Source organism: Vibrio sp. Vb1554, from assembly GCF_033344235.1.
Genome location: NZ_JAWPOJ010000012.1, coordinates 98,175 through 124,086, shown reverse-complemented (window position 1 = coordinate 124,086; position 25,912 = coordinate 98,175). Strand labels below are relative to the sequence as shown.

Annotated in this window: 27 protein-coding genes, 1 riboswitch and 1 other annotated feature; of the genes, 7 read left to right on the top strand and 20 right to left on the bottom strand. The window is 44.2% G+C overall.

Annotated features, from left to right (window positions below):
* Positions 1-64: 64 nt before the first annotated feature.
* Both R8N28_RS12500 and R8N28_RS12495 read left to right on the top strand, forming a co-directional pair.
* A complete protein-coding gene (locus tag R8N28_RS12500; RefSeq protein WP_005378158.1) occupies positions 65-1,279 on the top strand; it encodes an EAL and HDOD domain-containing protein in 1,215 nt (404 codons plus the stop codon).
* A gap of 80 nt (positions 1,280-1,359) precedes the next feature.
* Complete coding sequence (locus tag R8N28_RS12495) at positions 1,360-1,875, top strand: YchJ family protein (RefSeq protein WP_065274373.1); 516 nt, start codon at positions 1,360-1,362, stop codon at positions 1,873-1,875.
* 280 nt (positions 1,876-2,155) lie between these two features.
* Here the strand turns inward: R8N28_RS12495 and hisIE are convergent, their stop codons facing one another.
* From hisIE to tet(35), 9 genes are all read right to left on the bottom strand, one after another.
* Complete coding sequence (hisIE, locus tag R8N28_RS12490) at positions 2,156-2,791, bottom strand: bifunctional phosphoribosyl-AMP cyclohydrolase/phosphoribosyl-ATP diphosphatase HisIE (RefSeq protein WP_005533681.1); 636 nt, start codon at positions 2,789-2,791, stop codon at positions 2,156-2,158.
* Positions 2,788-3,561, bottom strand: a complete 774-nt coding sequence (gene hisF, locus R8N28_RS12485) for an imidazole glycerol phosphate synthase subunit HisF (protein ID WP_065274372.1) — start codon at positions 3,559-3,561, stop codon at positions 2,788-2,790. Before hisF ends, hisIE begins: the two co-directional genes overlap by 4 nt.
* Entirely contained in the window at positions 3,543-4,280 is a 738-nt protein-coding gene (hisA, locus tag R8N28_RS12480; RefSeq protein ID WP_053307442.1) for a 1-(5-phosphoribosyl)-5-[(5-phosphoribosylamino)methylideneamino]imidazole-4-carboxamide isomerase, read from the bottom strand. Before hisA ends, hisF begins: the two co-directional genes overlap by 19 nt.
* Before the next feature lie 12 nt (positions 4,281-4,292).
* On the bottom strand, positions 4,293-4,907 hold the full coding sequence (gene hisH / locus R8N28_RS12475; RefSeq protein ID WP_017821716.1) for an imidazole glycerol phosphate synthase subunit HisH: 615 nt from the start codon (positions 4,905-4,907) through the stop codon (positions 4,293-4,295).
* A 26-nt stretch (positions 4,908-4,933) separates the two neighbouring features.
* Complete coding sequence (gene hisB, locus R8N28_RS12470) at positions 4,934-6,007, bottom strand: bifunctional histidinol-phosphatase/imidazoleglycerol-phosphate dehydratase HisB (RefSeq protein ID WP_005389832.1); 1,074 nt, start codon at positions 6,005-6,007, stop codon at positions 4,934-4,936.
* A gap of 69 nt (positions 6,008-6,076) precedes the next feature.
* Positions 6,077-7,117 carry a histidinol-phosphate transaminase gene (gene hisC, locus R8N28_RS12465; RefSeq protein ID WP_017634689.1) on the bottom strand — a complete coding sequence of 347 codons (1,041 nt, stop codon included), beginning with the start codon at positions 7,115-7,117 and terminating at the stop codon, positions 6,077-6,079.
* 18 nt (positions 7,118-7,135) lie between these two features.
* Entirely contained in the window at positions 7,136-8,428 is a 1,293-nt protein-coding gene (hisD, locus tag R8N28_RS12460; protein WP_033905089.1) for a histidinol dehydrogenase, read from the bottom strand.
* A gap of 5 nt (positions 8,429-8,433) precedes the next feature.
* A complete protein-coding gene (gene hisG / locus R8N28_RS12455) occupies positions 8,434-9,330 on the bottom strand; it encodes an ATP phosphoribosyltransferase (RefSeq protein WP_005378180.1) in 897 nt (298 codons plus the stop codon).
* A 53-nt stretch (positions 9,331-9,383) separates the two neighbouring features.
* Positions 9,384-9,521 (bottom strand) — a sequence feature (His leader region).
* Positions 9,522-9,701: 180 nt separating this feature from the next.
* Positions 9,702-11,303 (bottom strand): tetracycline efflux Na+/H+ antiporter family transporter Tet(35), encoded by a 1,602-nt coding sequence (tet(35), locus tag R8N28_RS12450; RefSeq protein ID WP_005378182.1) that lies wholly within the window; start codon positions 11,301-11,303, stop codon positions 9,702-9,704.
* Between the two features lie 109 nt (positions 11,304-11,412).
* A riboswitch (Lysine riboswitch) is annotated at positions 11,413-11,595 on the bottom strand.
* A 582-nt stretch (positions 11,596-12,177) separates the two neighbouring features.
* On the opposite strand from tet(35), the gene R8N28_RS12445 reads away from it, so the two are divergent.
* On the top strand, positions 12,178-12,585 hold the full coding sequence (locus tag R8N28_RS12445) for an H-NS family nucleoid-associated regulatory protein (RefSeq protein WP_005378185.1): 408 nt from the start codon (positions 12,178-12,180) through the stop codon (positions 12,583-12,585).
* 127 nt (positions 12,586-12,712) lie between these two features.
* Here R8N28_RS12445 and R8N28_RS12440 read toward each other — a convergent pair whose 3' ends face one another.
* On the bottom strand, positions 12,713-14,017 hold the full coding sequence (locus tag R8N28_RS12440; protein ID WP_005378187.1) for an inosine/guanosine kinase: 1,305 nt from the start codon (positions 14,015-14,017) through the stop codon (positions 12,713-12,715).
* Positions 14,018-14,134: 117 nt separating this feature from the next.
* The gene (locus tag R8N28_RS12435) at positions 14,135-14,404 is read right to left on the bottom strand and encodes a hypothetical protein (protein WP_005378190.1); all 270 of its coding nucleotides are present in this window, start codon (positions 14,402-14,404) and stop codon (positions 14,135-14,137) included.
* A 188-nt stretch (positions 14,405-14,592) separates the two neighbouring features.
* Between R8N28_RS12435 and mnmA the strand changes: the two genes are divergently transcribed.
* The 3 genes from mnmA to purB all read left to right on the top strand — a co-directional run bounded on the left by mnmA (position 14,593) and on the right by purB (position 17,869).
* On the top strand, positions 14,593-15,717 hold the full coding sequence (gene mnmA / locus R8N28_RS12430; RefSeq protein ID WP_054576398.1) for a tRNA 2-thiouridine(34) synthase MnmA: 1,125 nt from the start codon (positions 14,593-14,595) through the stop codon (positions 15,715-15,717).
* A gap of 10 nt (positions 15,718-15,727) precedes the next feature.
* Positions 15,728-16,345: a high frequency lysogenization protein HflD gene (gene hflD / locus R8N28_RS12425; RefSeq protein ID WP_005378194.1), complete on the top strand. Its 618-nt coding sequence runs from the start codon at positions 15,728-15,730 to the stop codon at positions 16,343-16,345.
* 153 nt (positions 16,346-16,498) lie between these two features.
* Complete coding sequence (gene purB / locus R8N28_RS12420) at positions 16,499-17,869, top strand: adenylosuccinate lyase (RefSeq protein WP_005378198.1); 1,371 nt, start codon at positions 16,499-16,501, stop codon at positions 17,867-17,869.
* A 133-nt stretch (positions 17,870-18,002) separates the two neighbouring features.
* On the opposite strand, the gene R8N28_RS12415 is transcribed toward purB, so the two are convergent.
* The 9 genes from R8N28_RS12415 to htpX form a co-directional block, all read right to left on the bottom strand.
* Positions 18,003-18,536, bottom strand: a complete 534-nt coding sequence (locus R8N28_RS12415) for a DUF3833 domain-containing protein (RefSeq protein WP_114139471.1) — start codon at positions 18,534-18,536, stop codon at positions 18,003-18,005.
* Positions 18,536-19,129 (bottom strand): chalcone isomerase family protein, encoded by a 594-nt coding sequence (locus tag R8N28_RS12410; protein ID WP_017821712.1) that lies wholly within the window; start codon positions 19,127-19,129, stop codon positions 18,536-18,538. Before R8N28_RS12410 ends, R8N28_RS12415 begins: the two co-directional genes overlap by 1 nt.
* Positions 19,089-19,601 (bottom strand): DUF2878 domain-containing protein, encoded by a 513-nt coding sequence (locus R8N28_RS12405; RefSeq protein ID WP_033905086.1) that lies wholly within the window; start codon positions 19,599-19,601, stop codon positions 19,089-19,091. Before R8N28_RS12405 ends, R8N28_RS12410 begins: the two co-directional genes overlap by 41 nt.
* Before the next feature lie 6 nt (positions 19,602-19,607).
* Positions 19,608-20,864, bottom strand: coding sequence for an SAM-dependent methyltransferase (locus R8N28_RS12400; protein ID WP_033905085.1), 1,257 nt, complete (start codon positions 20,862-20,864; stop codon positions 19,608-19,610).
* Positions 20,858-21,676, bottom strand: coding sequence for a DUF1365 domain-containing protein (locus R8N28_RS12395; RefSeq protein ID WP_065274369.1), 819 nt, complete (start codon positions 21,674-21,676; stop codon positions 20,858-20,860). The genes R8N28_RS12400 and R8N28_RS12395 overlap by 7 nt, the downstream gene beginning before the upstream one ends.
* Position 21,677: 1 nt before the next feature.
* Positions 21,678-22,988 carry an NAD(P)/FAD-dependent oxidoreductase gene (locus R8N28_RS12390; protein ID WP_065274368.1) on the bottom strand — a complete coding sequence of 437 codons (1,311 nt, stop codon included), beginning with the start codon at positions 22,986-22,988 and terminating at the stop codon, positions 21,678-21,680.
* A 12-nt stretch (positions 22,989-23,000) separates the two neighbouring features.
* The gene (locus R8N28_RS12385) at positions 23,001-23,726 is read right to left on the bottom strand and encodes an SDR family oxidoreductase (RefSeq protein WP_033905083.1); all 726 of its coding nucleotides are present in this window, start codon (positions 23,724-23,726) and stop codon (positions 23,001-23,003) included.
* A complete protein-coding gene (locus R8N28_RS12380) occupies positions 23,723-24,142 on the bottom strand; it encodes a nuclear transport factor 2 family protein (RefSeq protein WP_005378211.1) in 420 nt (139 codons plus the stop codon). The genes R8N28_RS12385 and R8N28_RS12380 overlap by 4 nt, the downstream gene beginning before the upstream one ends.
* A gap of 209 nt (positions 24,143-24,351) precedes the next feature.
* The gene (htpX, locus tag R8N28_RS12375) at positions 24,352-25,221 is read right to left on the bottom strand and encodes a protease HtpX (protein ID WP_005388085.1); all 870 of its coding nucleotides are present in this window, start codon (positions 25,219-25,221) and stop codon (positions 24,352-24,354) included.
* Positions 25,222-25,730: 509 nt separating this feature from the next.
* Between htpX and R8N28_RS12370 the strand changes: the two genes are divergently transcribed.
* Entirely contained in the window at positions 25,731-25,898 is a 168-nt protein-coding gene (locus R8N28_RS12370; protein ID WP_005378215.1) for a hypothetical protein, read from the top strand.
* The last annotated feature ends 14 nt before the right edge of the window (positions 25,899-25,912 follow it).

The following is a 25,912-nucleotide window of genomic DNA, read 5'->3' as shown; positions in this document are numbered from 1 at the left end:
CGTAGATATTTTGTAAAAAATCGCTATTATCATAATACTAAGTTAAACAGAACGAAGTACCTAATTGAAGTATTCTTACGTAGCTCGCCAACCGATTCTGGATAGAGAAAAACGAACCATAGGTTACGAACTCCTCTTTCGAGACGGCCCTAAAAATACCTTCCCTGAAGTAGAACCAGAGCTGGCTACTAGTCGACTGCTATCCGATCATTTTTTATCGACGCATTACAACACATTAGGAAACAAACTTGGCTTTGTTAACTTTCCGCATCAAAGCTTGGTGAACTTGGTCCCAACTTTGTTCCCTAAAGAATCTCTCGTCATTGAAGTCCTTGAAGACTGCGAACCGACAGAAGAACTGTTAGAAGCCATCAAGCACCTTCATGAGTGCGGATACAAAATTGCTCTGGATGATTTTGTTCCGACGAAAGCTTGGAAGCGTTTTCTTCCATACGTTTCCATGATCAAGTTTGATATTAGACTTGTGCCGATCAAGAAAGCTGCCATTTTTATTCAGGCGTTGAGCCCATTTAAAATCGACTTTCTTGCGGAAAAGGTAGAGACCTATGAAGAGTTTGAGCAAGCTCTAGAAGCCGGTTTTAACTATTTTCAAGGGTATTTTTTTAGCAAACCTGAGATGATCCAGAAAAAACGGTTGAACCCCGCGTTTCTTACCGTCATCCAACTTTGTAAAGAGATTGCTGATAAGCCCATCGACTTCAATGAGGTTGAACGTCTGTTTTCGATAGATGTGACGCTGTCATACAAGCTGCTTACTTACGTAAATTCAGGATATACATTAACGACTAAGATCAAATCGTTCAGACAGGCGCTTATTTATCTGGGTGAAGAGCGACTACGACGCTTTATTTCCTTAGTTGCAATTGCGTCCGTTCAAGAAGATAAACCTGACTCTCTATACTCTTTAGCGATTCAGCGTGCACGAATGTGTGAACTGTTACTTAGTCAAATGAACACTAGGTATGACCCTGGGCAGGCTTTTTTGACAGGCATGTTTTCTTTACTCGGCTCTTTGCTCGATCAACCGCTCTCGGATGTCATTGAAGATATCCCCGTTGACGAAGATATAAAACTCGCATTAACCAGTCGAAAAGGCGTACTTGGTCACTTACTTTCGATGACGATCGCCTATGAACAAGCGGACTGGGAGTTAGCCGAGCGATATTGCACCGTTCTTAAATTAACCGAACCTCAATTAGCGGACGCTTTTAATCAATCGACGGAATGGGCTCAAGAACTGCTGTCTCAAACGCCCTAAATCGCTATAATGCCTCACCCCCAGCCTCGCAATTGTGAGGTTGTTTGTTTTTACCGCTTAATTAATCGAGATTTCATTTTATGGCTTCTTCTTGCCCTTGCGGATCTAACCGCACCTACCAACAGTGTTGTGAAATGGCCCACAACAACCATGCTGACGTCACCACTCCAGAGCAGTTAATGCGCTCTCGTTACAGTGCGCATGTGTTAGGTCTAGTCGATTACGTGGTGAACACGTACCACCCAAGCTGTAATGCAGAAGAGCAACGTGAAGGCATTGCCCAATCTATCGACAGCGATTGGTGCAAACTTGAAGTTGTAAAAACAGAAGCTGGCAGTAATGACAATGAAGGCTTTGTCGAATTTAGCGCTTATTTTGATGAAGACGGCAAGCGCTACTGTATGACAGAGCGTTCTCGCTTCGTAAAAGAAAATGGGCTTTGGTACTACATTGACGGCACATTTCCTGAAGAAGAGCCAGAAGAAGAACCAGAACAGGATCCACGATTGAGCCAGCCAGTGAGTAGCCTAAAGCTAGGTCGTAACGATCCGTGTATCTGCGGAAGCGGTAAGAAGTTTAAGAAGTGTTGTGGGTAAAGGCATCCACGCCTAGCTTATTGAGTTCGCTTTAATGAGATTCCTGACCTCACCTAAGCTCGTCGGAATAACGTGAATATATGTACCTGTTTGAAGTAAATAACTCTACTGCAAGCACCATTAGAAAATATACCGTCATTCTGAACGGCGAGGAACGAGTGTGATTCAGAATCTAATCGCTACTAGCACTGTTGCCGGTTTTTACCCCGAATCAAGAACACTAAATTAAAAAAGCCCCTAGGCTCGAGAGCATAGGGGCTTTCACTTATCTATAGCAAGCTTACTTATGACGCTCTTTCAGTTTGTTCACTACGTCATTCATCGATAAGCCTTGGTCTTGAAGCAATACCATTAAGTGATAAATCAAATCTGCTGATTCACACACTAACTCCGCCTTATCGCCCGACGTCGCCGCAAGCGCGACTTCAACGCCTTCTTCGCCCACTTTTTGCGAAATACGCTTGGTGCCACGGGCATAAAGACTGGCAGTATAAGAGGAATCTGGGTCGGCACTCTTGCGGGCAGCCAATAGCTGCTCAAGTTGATGAAGCCACACCATTTGTGACTCCTCTTGAGGGTCCACATCCCAGCAAGTTGTATTACCCAAGTGGCACGTAGGACCAATGGGATTCACCTTAACCAGTAGCGTATCGTTGTCGCAATCTAGCTGCATGTTCACCAATTGCAATACATTACCGGAAGTCTCACCTTTCGTCCAAAGACGCTGTTTAGTTCGAGAGAAAAACGTCACTTGACCCGTTTCGCCCGTTTTTGCCAACGCATCTTGGTTCATGTAACCCATCATCAGCACTTGGCTTGATTGGAAATCTTGTACGATGGCAGGTACCAGACCATCCACCTTTTCCCAGTTGATTCGCTCAGCTAGCGAACTTACTTCGGCGGCTTTCACACTCATAGTCGTACCTCAATGCGTTGTTGTTTCAAATACTGCTTTAGTTCACCAATATTGATGACTTGCTTGTGGAATACCGATGCGGCAAGCGCGCCATCCACATTTGCTTTTTGGTAGGCTTCTGCGAAGTGCTCCATGGCACCTGCACCACCCGATGCAATCAATGGCACGTTACACACTTCACGCACCATATTAAGTTGTTCAATATCGTAGCCGTTACGTACGCCGTCTTGGTTCATCATGTTCAGTACGATTTCACCAGCGCCGCGTTTTTGTACTTCTTGCACCCAATCACGCGTTTCCCATTGAGTTGCTTTGGTGCGTTCTTCATCGCCAGTAAACTGGTAAACCTGATACTTGCCGGTCTCTTTGTCGTAGTATGAATCGATACCAACGACGATACATTGCACACCAAACTTATCAGCAAGGTCAGTAATCAATTGCGGGTTCGCCAAGGCAGGTGAGTTGATAGACACTTTGTCTGCACCAAACTCAAGAATGCGCGCCGCGTCTTCCGCTGATTTAATACCACCAGCCACACAGAAGGGAATATCAATCACTTCAGCAACGCGAGCGACCCAACTTTTGTCAACGACACGCCCATCACTTGAAGCGGTAATATCGTAGAACACAAGCTCGTCAGCGCCTTCTTCCGCATAACGCTGCGCCAGAGGAACGATGTCGCCAATGATTTCGTGGTTGCGGAACTGGACGCCCTTCACCACTTGTCCATCACGAACATCAAGACATGGAATTATTCGCTTTGCCAGCATGCAAATGCCTCCTCTGCTGTGAACTTACCATCTAACAGCGCGCGACCAACAATCACGCCAGCCACACCGCTGCCTTTTAGCGCTTCGATATCTGCTAATGAGCCAATGCCACCTGAAGATTGAAACTGCACTTGTGGGTACTGTTTACATAGGTCGACATAAAGCTCTACGTTTGAGCCTTCTAGCGTACCGTCACGAGAAATGTCCGTACAAAGCACGTGCTGCAAACCTACCGTCAGGTAATCGTTGATCAGAGCTTCGATAGTCACGCCTGAATCTTCTTGCCAACCAGAAATCGCTACTTTACGTGTGCCGTCTTGATCGATGTTGATGTCTAGCGCGAGAACGATTTTCTCTGCACCGTATTTTTCCATCCAACCTTTCACAAGCTCTGGCTGTTTTACTGCTGTTGAGCCAACGACAACACGCTGAGCCCCCGCTTCTAGCAGCTCAATCACGTCTTGCTCTGTGCGCACTCCGCCACCGATTTGGATGTTCGCTGGCGTGCTTGCTAGTAGCTTTGCAATTAAATCAAGTTGACGTGCTGTCGTGTCTTTCGCGCCAGTTAAATCCACCAAGTGCAGCCAGTTAGCACCAGCTTGGTGGTACAAGTTGAACTGCTCTGCTGGGTCGACTTTGTACTCAGTTACTTGGCCGTAATCACCTTGATAAAGGCGAACCACCTGTCCTTCAATTAAATCAAGAGCTGGAATAATCACACTAAATCCCTTTTATAATTCTAAGAAGTTTTGAATAAGCTTCGCGCCCGCTTTTGAAGAACGCTCAGGGTGGAATTGCACGCCGTAATAGTTACCGCTTTGTACTGCTGCTGTGAACGGGTTGCCGTATTCACATTCCGCAATCGTGTAATCCCCAACAGGCATCGCAAAGCTGTGCACGAAGTAGAAATACTCTCCTTCTTCAATATCTTTGAAAAGTGGATTACCTGCTTTTGCAGAGACCGTGTTCCACCCCATATGCGGCAACGGCAAATCGCCAGTTTGTAGTAGCTTCACTTCGCCATCACAAAGTCCAAGACACTCAACTAACTCGTCGGCTTTCTGCCCTTTCTCTTGAGACACTTTGCCCAACAGTTGCATGCCTAAACAGATACCTAGTAATGGCTTTTCTACCTGTTTTACCAAGCTGATCAGATCGCGCTCTTCTAGGTTCTTCATCGCTTCGCTGGCGGTTCCCACACCCGGTAGGAATAGCTTATCTGCGGATAATACGACTTGCGGATCTTTTGAAATCGTTACGTCATAGCCTAGGCGTTCAATGGCAAACTTCACCGAAGAAACGTTGGCACAGCCAGTATCGATAATGACAACTTTCTGTTCTGTCACTGTTTTTCTCCTTGCTAACGTTAGCCTTAAAGCACGCCTTTACTACTTGGTAGCTCAGTGCCTTCTACTTTGATTGCTTGGCGTAACGTACGACCAAACGCTTTAAATAGACTTTCAATGATGTGGTGATCATTGTTGCCCGCAGAAGAAAGGTGCAACGTACACGCTAATGTGTCAGTCAGAGAGCGGAAGAAGTGAACCACCATCTCTGTTGAAAGATCACCCACTTGCTCACGACTAAACTGCGCGTCGAACTTAAGGTAAGGACGACCTGATAGGTCTAGTGCGCATTGCGCCAAACACTCATCCATTGGCAAGCTAAAGCCAAAGCGACCAATACCACGCTTGTCACCCAGTGCTTCTTTCAACGCTTGACCCAACGCAAGAGCGGTATCTTCTACTGTGTGGTGATCATCAATGTGCAGGTCACCTTCCACTTTGCACACCATTTGGAATCCACCGTGCGTCGCAATTTGATCCAGCATGTGGTCAAAAAAGCCAAGACCTGTAGAAATATCGTTACCGCCTTGCTCGTCAAGATTAACGAATACTTTAATGTCTGTTTCTTTTGTGGTGCGAACCACTTCAGCAACGCGAGCCTTCACCGTGAGATCTTTTAGGATCTGTTTCCAACCCATGGTTTCTGGGTTGTATTGAATGCCACGAATTGCCATGTTTTCTGCAAGTTGAAGATCGGTTTGACGATCGCCAATCACAACAGAGTTTTGAAAATCCACTTTGCCACCTTGAAGGTACTCTTTTACCAAGCCTAGTTTAGGCTTACGGCAAGAGCAGTTATCTTCATCAAAGTGAGGACAAATCAGTACGTCATCGAACTTCACACCTTGAGACTCAAAGATCTCCATCATCATGTTGTGCGGTGCATCAAAATCAGCTTGTGGGTAGCTGTCTGTACCCAAACCATCTTGGTTCGTGACCATCACTAGACGATATCCTGCATCCTGCAACGACAGCAGGCTTGGGATAACAAATGGTTCTAGTTTTAGCTTATCTAAACGGTCTACTTGAAAATCAATCGGCGGCTCAACAATTAAGGTGCCATCACGATCAATAAAAAGGATTTTTTGTTGTTTGCTCACTCGAACTTCCTTATTGCTATTCTTTTGGCGCTCCCGCTATTGAGCGAGAGCGATAAATTCTGTCTCTATTTATGCGTAGTAGTTTCTAATAAATCCAAGCGTTTTTTCGCACTCGTCACGGTTACCCACACTGATACGCACACAGTTTTCAATTGGCGAGTTACGCAAAATAATGCCCGTATCCCAAGCCGCTTTGAAAAGGTCATCGCCATCTGGGAATTTCACCAATAGGTAGTTCCCCCACCCTTCAAACACTTCCAAACCCGGAATCATTGAAAGGCCAACTTGCAAGTAAGCACGGTTCGCATTCAAATCGAGAACTTGAAACTTCGCTCGTGCTAAACCAGCTTCCGAAAGCGCCTGAGTCGCAATTTCTGCCACTGGAACTGGGACTGGGTAAGGTGCGATAACTTTAAGAAGTACATTAATAAGCTCTTCGTTCGCAAGCGTAAATCCACAACGCAGACCTGCAAGCGCAAAAGCTTTCGACAGAGTACGCAGAATCGCAAGATTCGGGTATTGCGCCAGTAGGTCTACCGTTGACGCTTCTGGACAAAAATCGATGTACGCTTCATCCATCACCACGATTGCACGGTCTTTTGTCATCTCAAGCAGAGACACAATGTCCTCACGCTTAACCAAGTTACCCGTTGGGTTGTTTGGCGAACATACAAAAACCAGTTTCACGTTATCCAGATTAGCTTCGATGCCTGCAAGGTCTAGTTGCCAATCTGACGTTAGCGGCACGGTTTTGCGCTCTACACCGATGGTTTCTGCACTGATGGCGTACATACCGTAAGTTGGTGGGCAGTAAAGAATCGCATCTTCACCCGGCTCACAGAATGCACGAATTAATAACTCAATACCTTCGTCTGCGCCGCGAGAAGTCAGTGTTTGTTCTGGTTTAACACCCGCATACGCTGCGTAAGCGGAAATCAGTTCTTTCGGTTGGCATTCGCTGTAACGATTAAGACGAGCAAAGTCTGTTTTGTATTCATTGTTAAATGGTGATTCGTTGGCATTTAGCCATACGTCACCCGTACCACCGATTCGGCGAGCCGACATATAAGGGGTAAGCTGTTGGACTTGTTTACGCGCTAGCTTTTCCATCTCATTACTCTCTTATTCTTACTTACTTGCTAATTTTTCTACGCGGATAGTAACAGCACGTTTGTGAGCGTCCAGACCTTCCGCTTCAGCCATCGTGACTACCGTTGGTGCAAGGTTCTTTAAACCATCAGCAGAAAGCTCCTGAACCGTCATTCGTTTAGAGAAATCCGCCAAACCTAAGCTTGAATAAGTACGTGTGTAACCGTAAGTAGGAAGGACGTGGTTAGTCCCCGACGCGTAATCTCCCGCAGATTCAGGCGACCAATCCCCAAGGAAGATAGAGCCTGCATTATCAAGTAGAGGTAGAAGCTCACGAGGGTTCTTAGTCTGAACAATCAAGTGCTCAGGACCGTAGTAATTGGAAATAGAAACTGACTGCGTCATCGACTCGGAAATAATGATCAAGCTTGATGCCAGAGCCTTTTCTGCGATGTCTGCACGAGATAGCTCCTTAAGCTGACGTTGAACCGCATCCGTCACTTGATCAGCAATCACAGGAGAAGGAGTCACCAATACCACTTGAGAATCAGGACCGTGTTCTGCTTGGCTCAAAAGATCCGCAGCGATAAAGTCTGCATCTGCGGTTTCATCGGCAATCACAAGAACTTCTGATGGCCCTGCTGGCATATCAATCGCAGCACCGCGGAAATCATTGCTAACCTGTCGTTTTGCTTCGGTCACGTAAGCGTTGCCCGGACCAAAGATCTTATCTACTTTCGATACAGTCTCGGTGCCATAAGCCATTGCAGCAACTGCTTGGCCACCACCGACGTTGTACACTTCATCAATGCCACACAGCTTCGCGACATAAAGGATCTCATCAGCGATTGGCGGTGGAGAACAAAGAACGACTTTACGACAACCTGCAATTTTTGCAGGAACGCCGAGCATCAAAACAGTCGATGGCAAAGGCGCACTTCCACCAGGAATGTACAAACCCACTTTTTGAATTGGACGTGTTACTTGTTCACAAAGAACACCTGGCTGCGTTTCCACCTTGATCGGTTGCGGCTTTTGCGCTTTGTGGAACTTAGAAATATTGGCGTAAGCTTGCTCTAGTGCGCTCTTCATTGACTCTGACAAACGCTCTGACGCTGCCTTAATTTCCTGAGAAGAAACACGAATGGATTCAGGCTTAACACGGTCAAACTTTTCTGTCAGCTCAATAAGAGCAGAGTCACCTTCTTCTCGAACTTTAGCAATAACTTCGGCCACAGCAGTGGTGATATTGGCACCTTCTGCAATAGCAGGGCGCTCCAAAATAGAGTCTTGCTGATTCTCACTTAATGATTGCCAAACGACTGTTCTCATGATGCTTACTCCATCATTTTTTCAATTGGTAGAACGAGAATTGAACTTGCGCCCAACTCTTTCAGCTGTTCCATTGTTTCCCAGAATAGGTTTTCAGAACTCACTAAGTGAACAGCCATTTTCTGCTTATCTGCAGAAAGAGGAAGAACAGTTGGGTCTTCAGCACCTGGCAGTAGTGCTTTAATTTGATCTAACTTCTCTGCTGGGGCGTGAAGCATAATGTACTTAGATTCTTTCGCTTGCTGCACGCCTTGCATGCGAGTTAACAGCTTTTCGATTAGCGCCACTTTGTCTGCGTCGAACTCACCTGTGCGTTGAATCAATGTCGCTTTTGATTTGAAGATAATTTCAGCTTCTTTAAGGCCGTTCGCTTCCAGTGTTGCACCTGTAGAAACCAAATCAGCGATAGCATCAGCGAGACCCGCGCGAGGCGCAACTTCTACAGAGCCTGTCAGCATACATGTAGAGAATGGAACGCCGGCTTCATCCATGTACGCTTTTAGAAGTTGAGGATACGTTGTAGCAATACGCTTGCCAGCTAAGTCTTGTGGACCGTTGTACTCTTCGTCCTTGTCGATTGCGATAGATAAACGACAGCCACCAAAATCAAGTCGACGAAGCTGAACAAACTCGCAGGGTTCACCTAATGCTTTGCGGTCAAGGCGAACTTCTTCTAGTTCATTTTCGCCAATAAAGCCAAGGTCAACCACGCCATCCATAATTAAACCTGGGATGTCGTCGTCACGAACCAAGAGTAAATCAATTGGCATATTTTCAGAATGGACAACTAAACGCTCGCCCATTACGTTGAACTTTACGCCGCACTGTTTTAGTAGAGCTTGACTCTCTTTGCTAAGACGACCTTTTTTCTGAATTGCGATTCTTAAACGTTGTGTTTGCATTGCTTTGTCCCTATGCAAGATTTTGATATCTAAGTATTTTTCAAACTAATAAAACTAAAAAACCCTCGGGAGATTGAAGCCTCCCGAGGGTTTAAAATCTGCTTTTACTTTGATTTTACCTCCGGGAGTTTCCTGCCTCCCGGGTATGCGTACATCGCCCGAAAGACTAGATTGGGTGATGATGGTGATGAATGTTCATTACAAAATTACGCATACTTATTTCAAGGCTCTTCTCATTTGCTTTGTTACCAACCACACTAACCAAGCTGATTACTTTTTTCAACCCTTAATTTTAAAAAAATTCGAATTGTATAATACAAATAAAAAAGGAGGCCGAAGCCTCCTACAATTTCACCTTTTAAATCAGTGAATTACGCACTCTGGCAAGACGCTATTTTAGACTTTGAAAGCCATGACAAAATAGCGCAAACGATAACGAATGTTATCGACGCTGCAATAAACGAAAACGCAATTGAAGCAGTCATACCAAGGGCAATAAAGCCCACGCATGAAACAAGCGCGACTGATAATGCATAAGGTAGCTGTGTTGATACGTGATCAATGTGGTTACAACGTGCACCCGTCGATGACAAGATAGTCGTATCTGAGATTGGTGAACAATGGTCACCGAATACCGCACCAGCTAAAACCGCACTCAGCATCGGTAGCATTAGCGCTACGTCTGTTGCGCCAGCCATGTCACCCGCGATTGGTAGCATAATGCCGAACGTACCCCATGAAGTACCTGTTGAGAACGCCATTAGGCCAGACAACAAGAATAGGATAACTGGTAGCCAGTGTGGGTTAATGTTGCCCTGCGCCATTGTCGAAAGGTAAGTACCAGTCTTCATATCACCGATAACAGAACCAATGGTCCAGGCAAATACTAAGATTAGAATCGCACCAAACATAGACTTAGCACCAATCCAAAGTGTACGTGCGATCTCAGCCATTGGTAGACCTTGCTTCACAACAGTAAACAGTGCAACAGCTAAGCCAAGCAAGCTACCGTAGATTAGTGATGTACCTACATCTGTATTTTCAAAAGCACCAAGAAGCGCAAACTCCTTACCATCAGCAGCCAATGCTTGGCCACCCGTGTAAAGCATTGAAGCGATAGTCGCGATAATCAGCGTTACGATAGGAAGTATCAAATCTGACACTTTACCCTTTTCACTTTCACGGATATCTAGCTCTTCGTTTAGGTCATGCGCTTCTTGCGAGTCATTTTCTTTGTCTTTATCAAAGCCACGACCTTGCGATGCAGAGATTTCATGCTCACGCATTTTACCAATATCAAGACCAAACCACGCAACAGCGAACACCATTAGCAGCGCAAAAACGGCGTAGAAGTTCATTGGGATAAGACGAACATATGCGCCAAGAGCCGAATACTCTGTGATCCCATGTGAGACTAAGATCCCGCCAATAATAGTAATAATGTAAGCACCCCAGCTAGAAGCAGGCATAATTACACACATTGGAGCGGCGGTTGAGTCTAGAATGTACGCAAGCTTAGCGCGAGACACATAAAAGCGATCGGTTACTGGGCGAGAGATCGCACCAACAGCAAGGCTATTAAAGTAATCATCGACAAAAATGAATACGCCTAAAAAGGCGGCAAGAAGTTTGGAGCCGCGTTTACTCTTCACTCGAGATTGTGCCCATTCAGCAAAAGCACGAGTACCGCCAGATAGCGTTAATAAAGCTGTTGTCATACCTAATAAGATTAGGAAACCAACAATGCTCATGTTCCAAGTGTTAATTCCACCATCTTCAATAAAGACAGAAGAAACTTGAGAACTGACGTAACCTGCGGTGTCGCTGATAGACCAGCTATTAAGTAGCACCGCACCTAGCACGATACCTACACCCAAGGAAACTAATACACGTCGAGTCAAAATCGCCAAAGTCAAAGCGACAATAGGTGGCAATAATGAAACAGGAGAACTAGAAAAATCTATTAAATTCATGATCTTCAAAAACCAAAGTTTGGCTAGAGATCTACTGCAGACAAGTCACGTAGCATACGATACGTGCTCATGTTGAACTTAGCGACAGGGAAGCGAACACTCCACCCAACCCTACAGTAGCGCTCCATAGTTTAATGTGAATATATACTATGGCAGTGTTGTTCCTTTCAGATACAACCCCAGCAAGTAACTTTGATGAGTTACTTACTTCGGCAATCTTCGCCTTCCACTATTATTCATTGGCATCACCCCAATAATAGCTACTCTTCGAGACCGCGCCTCTACGGCAACAACAAACAATTAACCACTAACTGTACAAATTAACAACAAATTGTCTGCAATATTGCATCAGGTGGCAGCCATTGTACTTATGATGAGAGTCAATGCAACACATCAAACTAAATTAAACAAATAAATAATGACTGAGATAATTTATAAACCTTGCCTACTTCCATAAGTTTTGTGCAACTGAAATCACATCAATCATGTTATTTATGAAACATTATTACTACCTTAGAAATATCATGGTTTATCTTATATCAATAAATTAAGGATATATGACACAGCATTAAAGATGGATGCTTCATATTTTTAAGTAATAACTCAAATTTTTTTATAAAAAACCAAGCTATCACTCTCTCTATACAATAATGATTGTTGATTTTAGTTCTCATCTAATAATGATTTATTTCGAGTGTAATAATATTAATTGCTTTAAAAAATAGTCAAATTTAAACAAAATCTTGATTTAGCATTTGCACATAAGGAAAAGATAAAGTTAAATATAAGGACTCTTTGTTTATTTATAGATTGGCATTATTTAATCGTAACGATAAAAAGTGCCCAACACATTAACCTTTTAATAGGAATCGTTATGTCAGAGCTGACTAAAACCCTTCTAAATATCCGTAGCCTTCGTGCATTTTCTCGTGAGCTGACTCTAGAACAATTGGAAGAAGCTCTAGATAAACTCACTACTGTCGTAGATGAGCGTCGTGAAGCAGAAGAAGCAGAACGCGCAGCACAAGCAGAGCAAGAAGCTAAGCTTGCAGAGATTGCTGAGAAAATCGCTCAAGACGGTATTGACGTAGAAGCACTTATTACTGCGCTATCTGGCGAAACTAAGACGAAAGGCAAAGCGAAGCGCGCACCTCGCCCTGCTAAATACAAATACACAGATTCAAACGGTAATGAGAAAACTTGGACTGGCCAAGGTCGTACACCTTCGGCGATTCAAGAGCAACTTGATGCAGGTAAATCTCTGGATGAGTTCCTAATCTAGATCCGTGCTATTTTTAAAAGGCTCCCATAGGGAGCCTTTTTTATTTAAACCATTACAAATAAAAAAGGCACATTTCTTAATGTGCCTTTTACTTTAGTTACAGAATAGTTAATTAAACCGCTTCGTATTAACGTTCCCAGTATGCTTCTTCTAGGCTATCTTCTCGCTCAGGAAGTCCGCGCGACAATCGTGGTGAATGTTGCACGAGAACTTCGTAGCTAGCACGGTTTGCGTATTTGCAGACTTGAGAAAAAGAAGAGTAAGTTAAATACTCGTTACTGTGCTTGCTTGAATTAGGCACATTTTCTTTATGGTATTTATTTGCTGCCATATCATGAAGAACAGCAGATAACGCAGCATCACCTGCGCCATTTGTATTCTTAATTTTTTCTGGGCCACCCATATATGGCGAGATATGCGAGTACACTTTTATTGGCGTCTCGCATGAGTCTTTTTTCGCCGGACGACTGAATTCATAACGATTAAATTCAGCAATTGACCCTGGAAGTAATGGCAAAGAAGTTTCGCGCTTCGCGCTATCCTCCGTATACCCAGCCATAAATAGACCTACAGGACCCGCCGTGCACAATACTAGATCAGCCCACTCCAATGTTTTATCAGACGCAGCAAGTGGATCAGATTCCCCCGTCAGTGCTTCTGCTTCATCTTCATTCATCGCAACGACTGAAACGTTATCTCGAATGAATTCTTGCCAATATTTAGGGTCATCTTGAATAACAAACTTTGTGCCTAAAGTCAGAACAACAGGCACATCATTCTTTTTCGCGTACTCAATTGCTTTCATTGTTGCTTCCGGCATTGGGTCGCCGTCTTTGCAACGTACTAGATATGACGTCAGTACAAGTGCTGATGCATTTTTAAAGATTTTCTCTGGAATGCTATCAGGATGGAGTTGGTTCATTTGCCCTTCGCTGATAGCAAAAGTACGTTCACCGTCTTCTGTGATAAGAGCAAAACAACGGCCAATTGCACCATCTACACCTTGTAGGTAGTTCAAGTCCATGCGGCTTGATGTATTACAAAGATAACGGTAACCGTAGCTGCCAATCTTAATATCCTGGCTCATCACTCCAAGTAGTGTGGAGCGGTCATCCGCTAGCACGGAGTAGTTATGTAGCGTGTTACCAATTGTACCGCCCGCATACTCATTGGTAATCAAGTTCTCTTCTTTCAGTTGCTGGTATAACTCTTCTGCTCTTTCGTCATCGATAACCAGAGAGTGACCTTTACTCAGACCGTACTTTTCAATCACATCCGTTGTAACTTTTGCTTCAATATCAACCAAGGTTTGGTCAATACCAATGATGTGAGTGCGCGTCATCTTCTTGCTTTCTTGTGCTTGGCTCACCAGCGGGTCACGAGCATGAACAGGAAAATAGTGCTTCGATTTGCGTTGTCCAGGAAATTTCATATTGTCAGTCTGAGTAAGGGGATGAAAAGGAGAGCGGATTCTATACCGCTAATAATAAAGCAGCAATAAAAGCGATTATAGCAAACGTTTGCTGACTACTTTTTTCTTTTAGGTGGCTTATTCACCTTCCATAAAGCTGAGATCTGGTAGTTGCTCAAGGTGCTCGCTATAACGCTTTAGGTTGAACTCACCCTCATTCTTCATTACATCAAAAATCTCAATTGACATCGCACATGCCATCATCGCAACCGCATCTTCACGTGGTGTGCCAGTCATCATTAAACGCATAAGGGTTTCTTTTACTTTAAGCGGGTTACCATCTTCGAGCTGATTTTCAACAATTTCAATCAACTCACTTTCTTGCATAAATTGGTTTTCTTCTGTCATTTGATGTTTCCTCTTGGATTTTGGCCAACTATGCCATATATACCTCTTCTATACTTGCGAAATTACTCGTTCGAATCTTTGTTGAAGAAAAATCCAGCGAAACGAATTGTGATTTCGATCTCGGATCTGTCACCGGTCTGTGGATTCTGATAGAATCTGCATCCCGTTTATTTAAGTGGTGTTTAGTAATGTCTGATAACAGCCAAAAGAAAGTCATCGTCGGTATGTCCGGCGGCGTTGATTCATCTGTTTCCGCGTATCTTCTAAAGCAGCAAGGCTACCAAGTAGAAGGCCTTTTCATGAAGAACTGGGAAGAAGATGACAACGAAGAATATTGTACAGCGGCAGAAGATCTTGCTGACGCTCAGGCAGTATGTGACAAGCTAGGCATCCACCTACACACTATCAACTTTGCTGCCGAATACTGGGATAACGTATTTGAGTACTTCCTTGCTGAATACAAAGCGGGCCGTACTCCGAACCCTGACATTCTTTGTAACAAAGAAATCAAGTTCAAAGCATTCCTAGAATTCGCTGATGAAGTACTTGATGCTGATTACATTGCAATGGGCCACTATGTGCGTCGCTCTTTCCCAGAAAACGGTGAAAAAACACAAATGTTACGTGGTCTAGATGGCAACAAAGATCAAAGCTACTTCCTGTACACATTAAGCAACGAGCAAATCGCACGTAGCCTATTCCCTGTTGGTGACCTAGAGAAGCCAGAAGTACGCCGCATCGCGGAAGAGCAAGATCTAATCACGGCGAAGAAGAAAGACTCTACGGGTATTTGTTTCATCGGCGAACGCAAGTTTACTGAATTCCTAGGTCGCTACCTTCCAGCTCAACCAGGCAACATCGAAACACCTGAAGGCGAAGTGATTGGTCAACATCAAGGCCTGATGTACCACACGCTTGGTCAGCGTAAAGGTCTACACATCGGTGGCCGTAAAGGCGGCGGTGGTAACGAGGACCCATGGTTCGTTGGTGAGAAAGATCTAGAACGTAACGTTTTGATTGCCGTTCAAGGTAAAGACCATCCAATGTTAAAATCAGAAGGTCTACTTGCATCACAACTTCACTGGGTAGATCGTGAGCCAATTCGCGATGTTATGAAGTGCACAGTGAAAACTCGTTACCGTCAGGAAGATATTCCTTGTACAATCATCCCTATCGATGATGAAAACATTAAAGTTATCTTTGACGAGCCACAAATTGCTGTAACTCCAGGTCAATCAGCAGTGTTCTACAAAGGTGACGTGTGCCTAGGTGGCGGCATCATCGAGCAACGCATTAAATATTCTCAAGCTTAGGAGTCGTTACGTGGCGAATACACTTTATGACCGTACTATCGCTTTCGCTGGGATTTGCCAAGCTGTTGCTTTAGTTCAACAGGTAGCGAGAAACGGACATTGTGATCAAGATGCTTTTGAAACATCAATCAACGCTATTTTGAGCACGAACCCTGCTAACACAGTTGGCGTATTCGGTCGCGAAGCCGATCTAAAGCTCGGCCTAGAATGCTTGGTTAAAGGGATTGATAGCACACCATCAGGCAGTGAAATTACTCGTTACATTATTAGTTTAATGGCGTTAGAACGTAAGTTAAGCTCTCGTAACGATGCTATGTCTCAGCTTGGCGATCGTATTCAAATGGCCAAGCGTCAATCAGAGCACTTTGAGCTACTAGACGATCAAATGATCAGCAATTTAGCGAGCATCTATCTGGATGTCGTTAGCCCTATTGGCCCACGCATTCAAGTAACGGGCACGCCATCTGTACTGCAGCAGACGGCAAGCCAACACAAAGTTCGTGCGCTGTTGTTATCTGGCATTCGTAGTGCAGTTCTTTGGCGTCAAGTTGGTGGTAAGCGTCGCCACCTAATCTTCGGGCGCAAGAAGATGGTAGAGCAAGCACAAATCCTTCTTGCTCGTCTGTAGTAAAATATCAAATAAGCAGCTCGCGTTTATCGCGAGCTCATTTTTTTCGACTAAAACAAATCTCGCGCAAACGTTTGCGCAATATTCGTGACAATTGCCACAGTTATTGGTATAAAGCTCACGAAATTTAGAAACCCAATTCAGGAGAACATCATGGAACTGTCAGCATTGACTGCTGTTTCACCAGTAGACGGCCGTTACGGAAGCAAGACAATTGCGTTACGCGAAATTTTCAGTGAATACGGTCTACTAAAGTACCGTACTATCGTTGAAATCCGCTGGCTACAAAAGCTTGCTGCTACTGCTGAAATTGCAGAAGTGCCAGCGTTTAGCGCAGAAGCAAACCAATTCCTAGACGACCTTGCTGCAAACTTCTCTGAAGAAGATGCACGCCGTATCAAAGAGATCGAGCGTACAACTAACCACGACGTAAAAGCGGTTGAGTACTTCCTAAAAGAGAAAGTAGCAGACGTTCCTGAACTGCACGCAGTAAACGAGTTCTTCCACTTCGCATGTACTTCTGAAGACATCAACAACACATCACACGCTCTAATGCTTAAAGAAGCGCGTGAGAACGTGATTCTTCCAGAAATCCGTAACCTAATCGACGCTATCAAAGCACTAGCAGTGGAATACCGCGACATTCCTCTTCTATCTCGTACACACGGTCAGCCTGCTTCTCCATCTACTATGGGTAAAGAAATGGCAAACGTGGCGTACCGTATGGAGCGTCAATTCAAGCAAATCGAAAACGTTGAGATCCTAGCGAAAATCAACGGTGCAGTAGGTAACTACAACGCACACCTTTCTGCTTACCCAGAGCTAGATTGGCACAAGTTCTCTGAAGAGTTCATCACAGAGTCTCTAGGCGTAACTTGGAACCCTTACACAACTCAAATCGAACCGCACGATTACATCGCTGAGCTGTTCGACGCTATCGCTCGTTTCAACACTATCCTGATTGACTTCGACCGTGACGTTTGGGGTTACATTGCACTAGGCCACTTCAAGCAAAAAACTATTGCTGGTGAGATCGGTTCTTCAACAATGCCTCACAAAGTTAACCCAATCGACTTTGAAAACTCAGAAGGTAACCTAGGTCTTGCGAACGCTGTATTCGGCCACCTAGCACAGAAACTGCCTATCTCTCGTTGGCAACGTGACCTAACTGACTCAACGGTTCTACGTAACCTTGGTGTTGGTGTTGGCTACGCTATCATCGCTTACACTTCGACACTTAAAGGCATCAGCAAGCTAGAAGTAAACCGTGAAGCGCTTCTTGCTGAACTAGACAAGAACTGGGAAGTACTAGCTGAGCCAGTACAAACCGTTATGCGTCGTTACGGCATCGAGAAGCCATACGAGAAGCTGAAAGAGCTAACTCGTGGTAAGCGTGTAGACGGCGAAGCAATGCGTAACTTCATCGACGGTCTTGAGCTTCCTGAGCACGAGAAAGCACGTCTGAAAGAGATGACACCAGCGAACTATATCGGTCAAGCAATCGAGCTGACAGATAAGCTGTAATACTCCTGTAACGACCAGATACTTAAAAGGTTGACGCGAAAGCGTCAACCTTTTTTAGTTAGGAGAGTTAGGTCGGGAGAAAATAATTTTAGTTATATGGAATGGATTATTAATTGAAGATCAGCCCCATTTGTTATGGCTGCTTTTGGAAGAACAAGGTTATTGTTCCTACTTCCACACCAAACTTTTTTATTTTCGTTAGATTGAAAACGTGTCTGTCATCCTGACGATAAAGCCAATCATCAAAAGCAACCGTCACTGATGAATCCTCCATTTGTAGCTCAAAGTCATATTGCCACTGTAGCGCATTGCCCTGCTCTTCCCCTGTTGCTACACCTATAATATCGTCTGCCTTACCTTCATAACGACCGTCTTCTAATCTAGTGATAACCCAAACTCGCTGGTCCACCTCTCCGTCATCAAACACGAAGTCTTCCACCAGCGTCAGCGTATCACCCGCTACAGTACCCGATATATCGACCTCAAAGCGACGCGTTTGCTGTCCGGTATAATCTTGCACCATCCCCCACGCCTTTATGTCGCCTTCGAAATAACCGAATACGTCAAAAGTCGGTGTAGAAGAGCGGTAATTATCAATGTCTGCGGAACATGCCGAAAGAAAAACAGCTGCCACTAAAGTCGCTGCTTTAAAAATTCGTTTAAACACTATCTAACCTGCCCTATCAATTGTTTTCGGAGTTTCGGAAATTCTGTGTTGGGTGATAACCATATAGCCAAAAATGCATCGTTCATTCGTTCGTCTTCAATGATGCCAACGTTCTTTACTTGCACGTCCCCAACCTGCTTATAAAAAAGCTGACCAGATTTTCCATCTGTTAGATAAGTAAGCTCGTCACCTTTTTGAATATCAGGAAACATACGATCGAGCTCGCTGATCCAAGCTTTTCGATATGAGTCCGTAAAACCCAATTTCGCCCACTGCTCATCCGTCACATCAAGCAGCTGTTGCTTACTGATGTCTCTCTTGTAATTAATTTCCAACGCAAGGGGATGTGGCGATACGTCATCGCTTACGATGAACTTTCCATCAGGCGCTTTTAATCTTGAGTGATAAATATCGAAGATGAACCAAGTAAGTTGGGCTTCTCCAACAGTTTTCCATCCCTTCCAATTCGCAATGTTGCTGGCAGCTTCGCTATTTCCAACAGGTTGAGCTTGCAGAGCAAAAGAGCCAGTTACTATTACCAACGCAAGCAGCCTAGTCAGTCTCTGAGTTAAGTCTCTCTTCAAGCTTTTCATTTCCGTACACCTTGAGTATCAAGAGCATCATGACGCACCATTCGACAAACAACATTGCCAGTGTAGCGCCAGTGCTAAATCCAAATTCAACGGCTTGGAGCTTATAGCCAGCAAAGTAGCTCGCTGTTCCTCCGAGTCCGCCTATTATTGATACGTAGGTTTTTGGGAAACGGTACAAAATTGACTTAAGTTGATAGGCATACCAAGAAAACAAAACCCACAAGCATAATAACCAGACTGGCAGCCATGGGGTTGGAAAGACAAAGACCGAGAGTTGTTGATTGAGCGTATCAAGCACGAGCCCGACCGTGACGATCACACTAATACTTTTGAGCGAAGATGCATCGCTTTTCAAACAATATAGTAGGGTTGCCAAAGTAAGGAATAACGTCACCCATTGCCATTGATAGGTTCCAAGCACCGCTGCAAACCAGCAGAGTTGGAACCATGTCGAAGCAAGAAATACCTTCATAACGAACTACGGGCGTTGAAACGTCATGTGAACTGCACTGATCGTGCGAGCCAAAAAGCCACCTTCACAGTAGCTCAAATAGTAGCGCCACATACGCACAAAGCGGTCGTCGTAGCCAAATGAGCGCACTTCACCCTCTGCTCGATTAAAACGTAAGTGCCATTCGTTCAGCGTCTTGGCGTAGTCCAAACCAATATCGAACAAGTCTCGCGTCACTAAGTCACTGTATTTTGTTGTGGCTTGGGTTAGTGAGGTTACCGACGGTAAAAAACCACCCGGGAAAATGTACTTTTGGATAAAGTCGACGTTGTTACTGTAGTAATCGTAACGCTGATCGGCAATCGTAATCGCTTGAATCGCCATCACGCCACCGGACTTTAATAAAGACTCACAGACCTTAATGTACGAAGGCAGGAATTGTTTGCCCACAGCTTCAATCATTTCAATAGAAACGAGCTTGTCATAAGTTCCGGTTAGGTTTCGGTAATCTTCTTTGAGTAGCGTGATTTTGTCTTCTAAGCCACGCTCTTTGATTTTTTGCTCCGCGTACGCGTGTTGCTCTTCAGATATCGTTGTTGTGGTGACCTGACAACCGTATTGTTCTGCCATGTAAATCGCCATAGCGCCCCACCCAGTGCCAATTTCAACAACATGATCAGTGGGCTTCAGCTCAAGTTGCTGACATAGACGATCCATTTTGTTGATTTGAGCCTGCTCTAGAGAGTCATCCGCATGATTGTAAAGCGCCGACGAATACAGCATATTGATATCAAGGAACGCTTCGTATAGGTTGTTACCCAAGTCGTAATGCGCATGGATATTTTTACGTGAGTTCTCTTCAGAATTTCTGTTTGACCAATGACTGAACTTGTACAGTATTTTAGTCAACCAACTGCCTTGCTCTTCGAGTTTATCTAGAGCACGCATGTTAAGGGCCATCAGTTTCATTAATGAGGTTAAATCGGGGCTATCCCACCACCCATCCATATAAGCCTCACCAGCAGCAATACTGCCGCCCTGCAAGATCCGTGAATAAAAGCCTGGATGTTTTACCTCTATAGTAGCGACAACAGGTTGACCACTGTACTCCCCATTTGGCGCACTAAAACGCTCGCTTCGCTCTGTCGTTTCCGTCTTAAAACTTTCAATAACTGTTAAGCAGCCGATTTCCATTTTTTGCAGACATTGAAAAATAACTCCGCGAGCCGCTTTTTGCGTTGTCGTCAATTTACGCGGCAATGTCATAGAACTAGTATTTAACATGCAGAATTCTCCTTGTGCTTTTTATTTTTTTTGTCTGTTTTTTCAGTATCGGCTTCTATTTCTTCATGCGTTGAATATTTAGGATGAGAATAAAAAGGTGCGCCTTTCACCCAAAGTTTTAATGCGTGCCAATAAATACCAACCATTACTTTTACCGTTTGTATTGGTGTAACGATCAAACACCTCAATAAGGTTTTGCTTGAAAGTGGCTTGGCTTTCATAACCATGGTGGCATCAAAGTGTTTCTCTCCTTTGTGACATTCAAGATGAATATTCAACTTGTCTGTCAAAGGTTTAATTCTCCAGCGGTAGAGTTGGTCAATCGGGTTGAATGGTGAAACATGGAATGCTTTAACTTGTTCCCAACCAAACTTTTCTTCTTCTTTATCTGCTGACACCACGTAGTAATGTCGTTCATTCCAAGGAGTGTTACTCACCTCTGCGAGGAGATACTTCCATTCTCCTTCCGTGTTATAAACGTAGTAGAAATTAACGGGACTGAAATAAAGTCCTAGATAACGCAAGTGACAGACTGCGATTACCTTGCCGGTACAGCGAACACCTGTCAGTTCTTCAATTTTGCTGTGCACTGCCGCCTTGACGCTACCTTCACCAATGTAATCACTGCGCTTGAAGCGAGCCCAATGCCACCAACGCGAACCAAAACCCCATACTTTTTTCTCTAAAGCATCGAGCTCGTCTACATCGATGGCGGGCATAAATAAAGAGTAGTTCAACTCATGATTCACAGGCGTGAATCGACGGTGACGAACGTTGCCTATAAACAATCGGCTGTTCATTTGGCTATCCATATCACGCTGCGCCTTTTTCGAAAGGAACCACATTTTGTTCGCGGTACTTTTCTTCTAGTTCTTTCACAACATCAAGCGCGCTACGCACGCCATCTTCATGAAAACCGTTGTACCAATAAGCGCCGCAGAACCAGGTACTTTGTTTGCCCTGTATCTCATCTTTGCGCTGCTGCGCTGCAATAGACTCAGTGGTGAATACTGGATGATGATAAGTGAACGAACGCAAGACTTTATTTGAGTTAATTTGCTCAGTACTGTTCAACGTTACACAAAACGTATGTTCTGATTGAATATGCTGAAGAATGTTCATGTTATAAGTGAGCGAAGGGAGACGTTGCTGTTCCTCTTCACTGCCTTCCAATAGGTAGTTCCATGATGCCCATGCTGCCTTACGTTTTGGTAATACGGCAGAGTCGGTATGAAGAACAACTTCATTTGCTTGGTATGTCATATCCCCCAAGATTTCCTGCTCAATTGGGCTGATATCCTCTAGCATTCTCATTGCTTGATCACTGTGACAAGCAAAGATAACGTCATCAAACCAATGCGTTTCTCCGCGAACTTGAACGCCAACCCCTTTTTCGTTGCGAACCACTTTTTCGACAGGACTATTAAGACGAATATTCTCGGCAAAGCCTTTGGTCAATGGTGGAATGTATGAACGTGAACCACCTTTAATCACATACCATTGCGGTCGGTTAGTCACATCTAGCAGACCGTGGTTGAGGAAGAAACGTAAGAAGAACATAAGAGGGAATGCGCGCATGTCAGCTAAAGTCGACGACCAAATCGCAGCACCCATCGGTAAAATGTAGTTATCGGTAAAGAAAGCACTGAATTTGTGTTCGTCAAGGAACTCACCTAACGTCTGAGAGTGCGAGGATTGCTCGCTAGCGAAGCGCTTGGCAAGTTTATTGAAACGAAGTATCTCGAAGATAAATCGATAAAATTTAGGGTTTGCCCAGTTGCGTTTTTGAGCGAACAATGTCGACACTGTGTGGCCGTTGTACTCTAGTCCGTTCCCATCGTTTCTGACACTGAAGCTCATTTGAGTCGGCAGACCTTCAACGCCAATCTCGCTCATCATTTTAATGAAATTAGGGTACGTACGGTCGTTATAGACGATGAACCCAGTATCTATCGCGTATTCTTTACCATCAAGGCTCACATCAACGGTTGCAGTATGGCCACCGATGTAATCGTTCGCTTCAAACAGCGTTACCTCATGTTCTTTATGCAAGTAATAACCACAAGTAAGGCCAGAGATTCCCGTTCCCACAATCGCTATCTTCTTTCTTCCTGCTGTTTTCATTCTTATTCCTTCTTATGCTACGAGTTTAGCAGTTAGGCGAGCTTGCCAACTGTATGGAAGTAACGAGATAAAACGTAAAATACTGGTAAATCTCGCTGGGAAATAGATATAGGTCTTGTTGGCGGCTAACTGCTTCCTGATAGAGTCCGACGCTTGCTGAGTAGAAATGATCATTGGCATTTCGAAGTCGTTTTTGTCAGTCAACGGCGTTTCAACAAAACCAGGAAACACCGTTACCACATTGATCCCTTTCTTTTTCAAGTCGACGGCGAGCGTGCGTGCAAAATAACTGACTGCCGCTTTGGATGCGCCGTAAGCTTCAGCACGAGGCAGTGCCACTTCTGATGCGATAGAGCCAACAATAACAATGCGGTGCCCTCTCTCTAAATGCACTTGGCAGCCTTCAACGCAGTTGGCAACACCGACAACATTTACGTTCATCACACGCGCCATGAGTTTCGCGTCGACCACTCCCTCATCCATGTACTCACAATCGCCTGCGTTAAAAACCCATGTGTTTGGCGTAAAGGGCAAATTAGAGAGCGCCTGCTGAGTTTCCTCATAATTTGTCACATCAAACTGCAATGTATGAATTTTGGAGGAAACTGCCTCCAGTTCTGCAAGAACATCTTGATTCCGACCACAAGCAATCACATTCCATTCTGAGTTCGCGTAATCTAGGGCAAGCTGCCTTCCTATTCCGGAGGTGGCGCCTGTGATTAAGATGGTGTTGTTCATTGTCCTAACCTCTGCTTGATGGTTTTAACGACTGAACCAAGTAACGGTAAATGCTCATAGAGCATCTCTCCGAGATCAAAATAGTCTCGGTGATAAATGACCTGACCTTCGCTAAATTTGAGGTGCGAAACACCATTGACGAGAATAGGCGCACCCTTCTGAAGTTTGGGATGCTGAAGGTCCATTGTCCAAGTTAGGAAGCCTGTATCTCCGACTTGTTGATGCTCATGGATTACAAAATCACAACTGATGACGTTGGCATATAATGAGGTGAAATAATCCGAAAGTGCTGGCCATCCTTCTAAACGATGCGCTGCGTCCTCAAATACTACATCTTGGTGATATATATCCTTAAGCAGATGTAAGTTCGCTTTGTTGAGCTTTTGATAGATATTGCCAACAGACTGTATGTCCATTTTTTACTCCTACACGCCCATTAAGTTGTACAAAATTATTATATGTACAAGATAGTTCATTCCACCAAAGTTGTACAAAAATAATTTTGTATAACTTTATTTCTGTAAGTAGTACGTGATGAAGTTCGCACGCGATCAATCGGCGAAAAAAAAGGCTTGGTCAAAACCAAGCCTTTTCAGCAGATTAACAATTATTTAAGTAGGAACAATTAGTATTGCTGGCCTCGCAACGCTGCAATACGTTTATCTAGCGGAGGGTGGCTCATTAGTAGCTCAGTCAGCGACTGCTTGCCATTGATACCAAACGCCATCATGGTGCCATCCAGTTGAGATTCATGACTCACCTTCAAACGCTCTAGAGCCGCAATCATTTTTTCTTTGCCAACGAGGCGCGCAGCACCTGCGTCCGCGTGGAATTCGCGATGACGGCTGTACCACATAGTCAAGAAGCTAGCTAGGAAACCAAATACCAGTTCAAGCACCATGGATACGCCAAAGTAAACCATCATATTTGTACCTTGGCCTTCTTCATCATCGTTCGATGCCACGATATTGGCAATAAAGCGTGATAGGAAGATAACAAACGTGTTCACGACACCTTGCATCAACGTCATCGTGACCATATCACCATTTGCAATATGGCTCACTTCGTGTGCAAGTACTGCCTCTGCCTCATCACGAGTCATATTGTGTAAAAGACCAGTAGAAACTGCGACAAGAGAGTCATCTCGCTTTGCACCTGTCGCAAATGCATTGATATCTGGTGAATCATAAATAGCCACCGTTGGCATACCAATACCCACTTGTTGAGCTTGACGACCCACAGTTTCGACTAACCAATGCTCCGTTTCGTTGCGCGGGCTTTCAATGACCATACCACCAACCGAGCGTAGTGCCATACCCTTTGACATCATCAACGAAATAAATGCGCCACCAAAACCAAATACAGCAGCCATTACAAGTAAACCTGACAGACTGCCTGGTTGCATTCCAGTTACAGCGTAAACAATATTCAGAACAACACTAAGCACTAGCACGACAGCTAGGTTAGTTGCTAGGAATAACATAATTCGCTTCATTACTTTTCTCCGAGGAAGCTTATCGTTTTTTTAAAACGGATTGTTATAAGGAACAAATGGTAATCGCTATAAAAGCCAATTCCGTTGATTTTCATGTTCCGTGCGTTATAGATATAGTCTATCCGCGATAAAAACAAGGTTAAGCAATAAATTGCAACATTTGTTTTCGAGACTGAAATATTTGATTCAAGCGATTTCAAAACATGCTTTGGTAGGAGCTGGAACCTCCGTTCATATACATTTATCAAAATGATGAAATAAGCTCTGACCTACCCATCATCTATTGATAGATGATCTTGGTGTTAAATCTATCACCTCTTAGCAACTTAGCTAGAAATTTTTTAATAGACCAAAAACAGTACGTTAGCTCTGCTATAGACTTTGGTCTTATTGTGCGGCTACATGGACATGCTAAATTCGAATGAGATGAACAAAACAGAGCCACTCTAAGTACATTGCAAAAAGTGCATTGGGTGAGCTCAAAAACTCCATGTATTGAGGGAAAAACCATGGTAGAAACTAACGACTATCAGATGGCTATTGATTTACTGCGTTGTCACCTAGGCATCTCAGAGGACGAGGCAAAGCAACAACTTGGTATTTCAACCGATCATCATATGTCTCAGCGTGTTGCAGAAACACAACAAGCATTGATGGGGCTCAGCCAAGATAAGTAATCTGACTTTTTAGG

Coding starts and splice junctions, on each gene's coding strand:
- R8N28_RS12445 (WP_005378185.1), top strand. CDS start 12,178: ATGTCAGAGCTGACTAAAACCCTTCTAAATATCCGTAGCCTTCGTGCA.
- hisC (WP_017634689.1), bottom strand. CDS start 7,117: ATGGAAAAGCTAGCGCGTAAACAAGTCCAACAGCTTACCCCTTATATG.
- R8N28_RS12390 (WP_065274368.1), bottom strand. CDS start 22,988: ATGAAAACAGCAGGAAGAAAGAAGATAGCGATTGTGGGAACGGGAATC.
- R8N28_RS12400 (WP_033905085.1), bottom strand. CDS start 20,864: ATGTTAAATACTAGTTCTATGACATTGCCGCGTAAATTGACGACAACG.
- R8N28_RS12380 (WP_005378211.1), bottom strand. CDS start 24,142: ATGGACATACAGTCTGTTGGCAATATCTATCAAAAGCTCAACAAAGCG.
- hisD (WP_033905089.1), bottom strand. CDS start 8,428: ATGAGAACAGTCGTTTGGCAATCATTAAGTGAGAATCAGCAAGACTCT.
- R8N28_RS12385 (WP_033905083.1), bottom strand. CDS start 23,726: ATGAACAACACCATCTTAATCACAGGCGCCACCTCCGGAATAGGAAGG.
- hisIE (WP_005533681.1), bottom strand. CDS start 2,791: ATGAGTGTGAAAGCCGCCGAAGTAAGTTCGCTAGCTGAGCGAATCAAC.
- R8N28_RS12405 (WP_033905086.1), bottom strand. CDS start 19,601: ATGAAGGTATTTCTTGCTTCGACATGGTTCCAACTCTGCTGGTTTGCA.
- R8N28_RS12370 (WP_005378215.1), top strand. CDS start 25,731: ATGGTAGAAACTAACGACTATCAGATGGCTATTGATTTACTGCGTTGT.
- R8N28_RS12495 (WP_065274373.1), top strand. CDS start 1,360: ATGGCTTCTTCTTGCCCTTGCGGATCTAACCGCACCTACCAACAGTGT.
- htpX (WP_005388085.1), bottom strand. CDS start 25,221: ATGAAGCGAATTATGTTATTCCTAGCAACTAACCTAGCTGTCGTGCTA.
- hisF (WP_065274372.1), bottom strand. CDS start 3,561: ATGCTGGCAAAGCGAATAATTCCATGTCTTGATGTTCGTGATGGACAA.
- R8N28_RS12395 (WP_065274369.1), bottom strand. CDS start 21,676: ATGGATAGCCAAATGAACAGCCGATTGTTTATAGGCAACGTTCGTCAC.
- R8N28_RS12435 (WP_005378190.1), bottom strand. CDS start 14,404: ATGACAGAAGAAAACCAATTTATGCAAGAAAGTGAGTTGATTGAAATT.
- hisG (WP_005378180.1), bottom strand. CDS start 9,330: ATGCAAACACAACGTTTAAGAATCGCAATTCAGAAAAAAGGTCGTCTT.
- mnmA (WP_054576398.1), top strand. CDS start 14,593: ATGTCTGATAACAGCCAAAAGAAAGTCATCGTCGGTATGTCCGGCGGC.
- R8N28_RS12440 (WP_005378187.1), bottom strand. CDS start 14,017: ATGAAATTTCCTGGACAACGCAAATCGAAGCACTATTTTCCTGTTCAT.
- R8N28_RS12410 (WP_017821712.1), bottom strand. CDS start 19,129: ATGAAAAGCTTGAAGAGAGACTTAACTCAGAGACTGACTAGGCTGCTT.
- purB (WP_005378198.1), top strand. CDS start 16,499: ATGGAACTGTCAGCATTGACTGCTGTTTCACCAGTAGACGGCCGTTAC.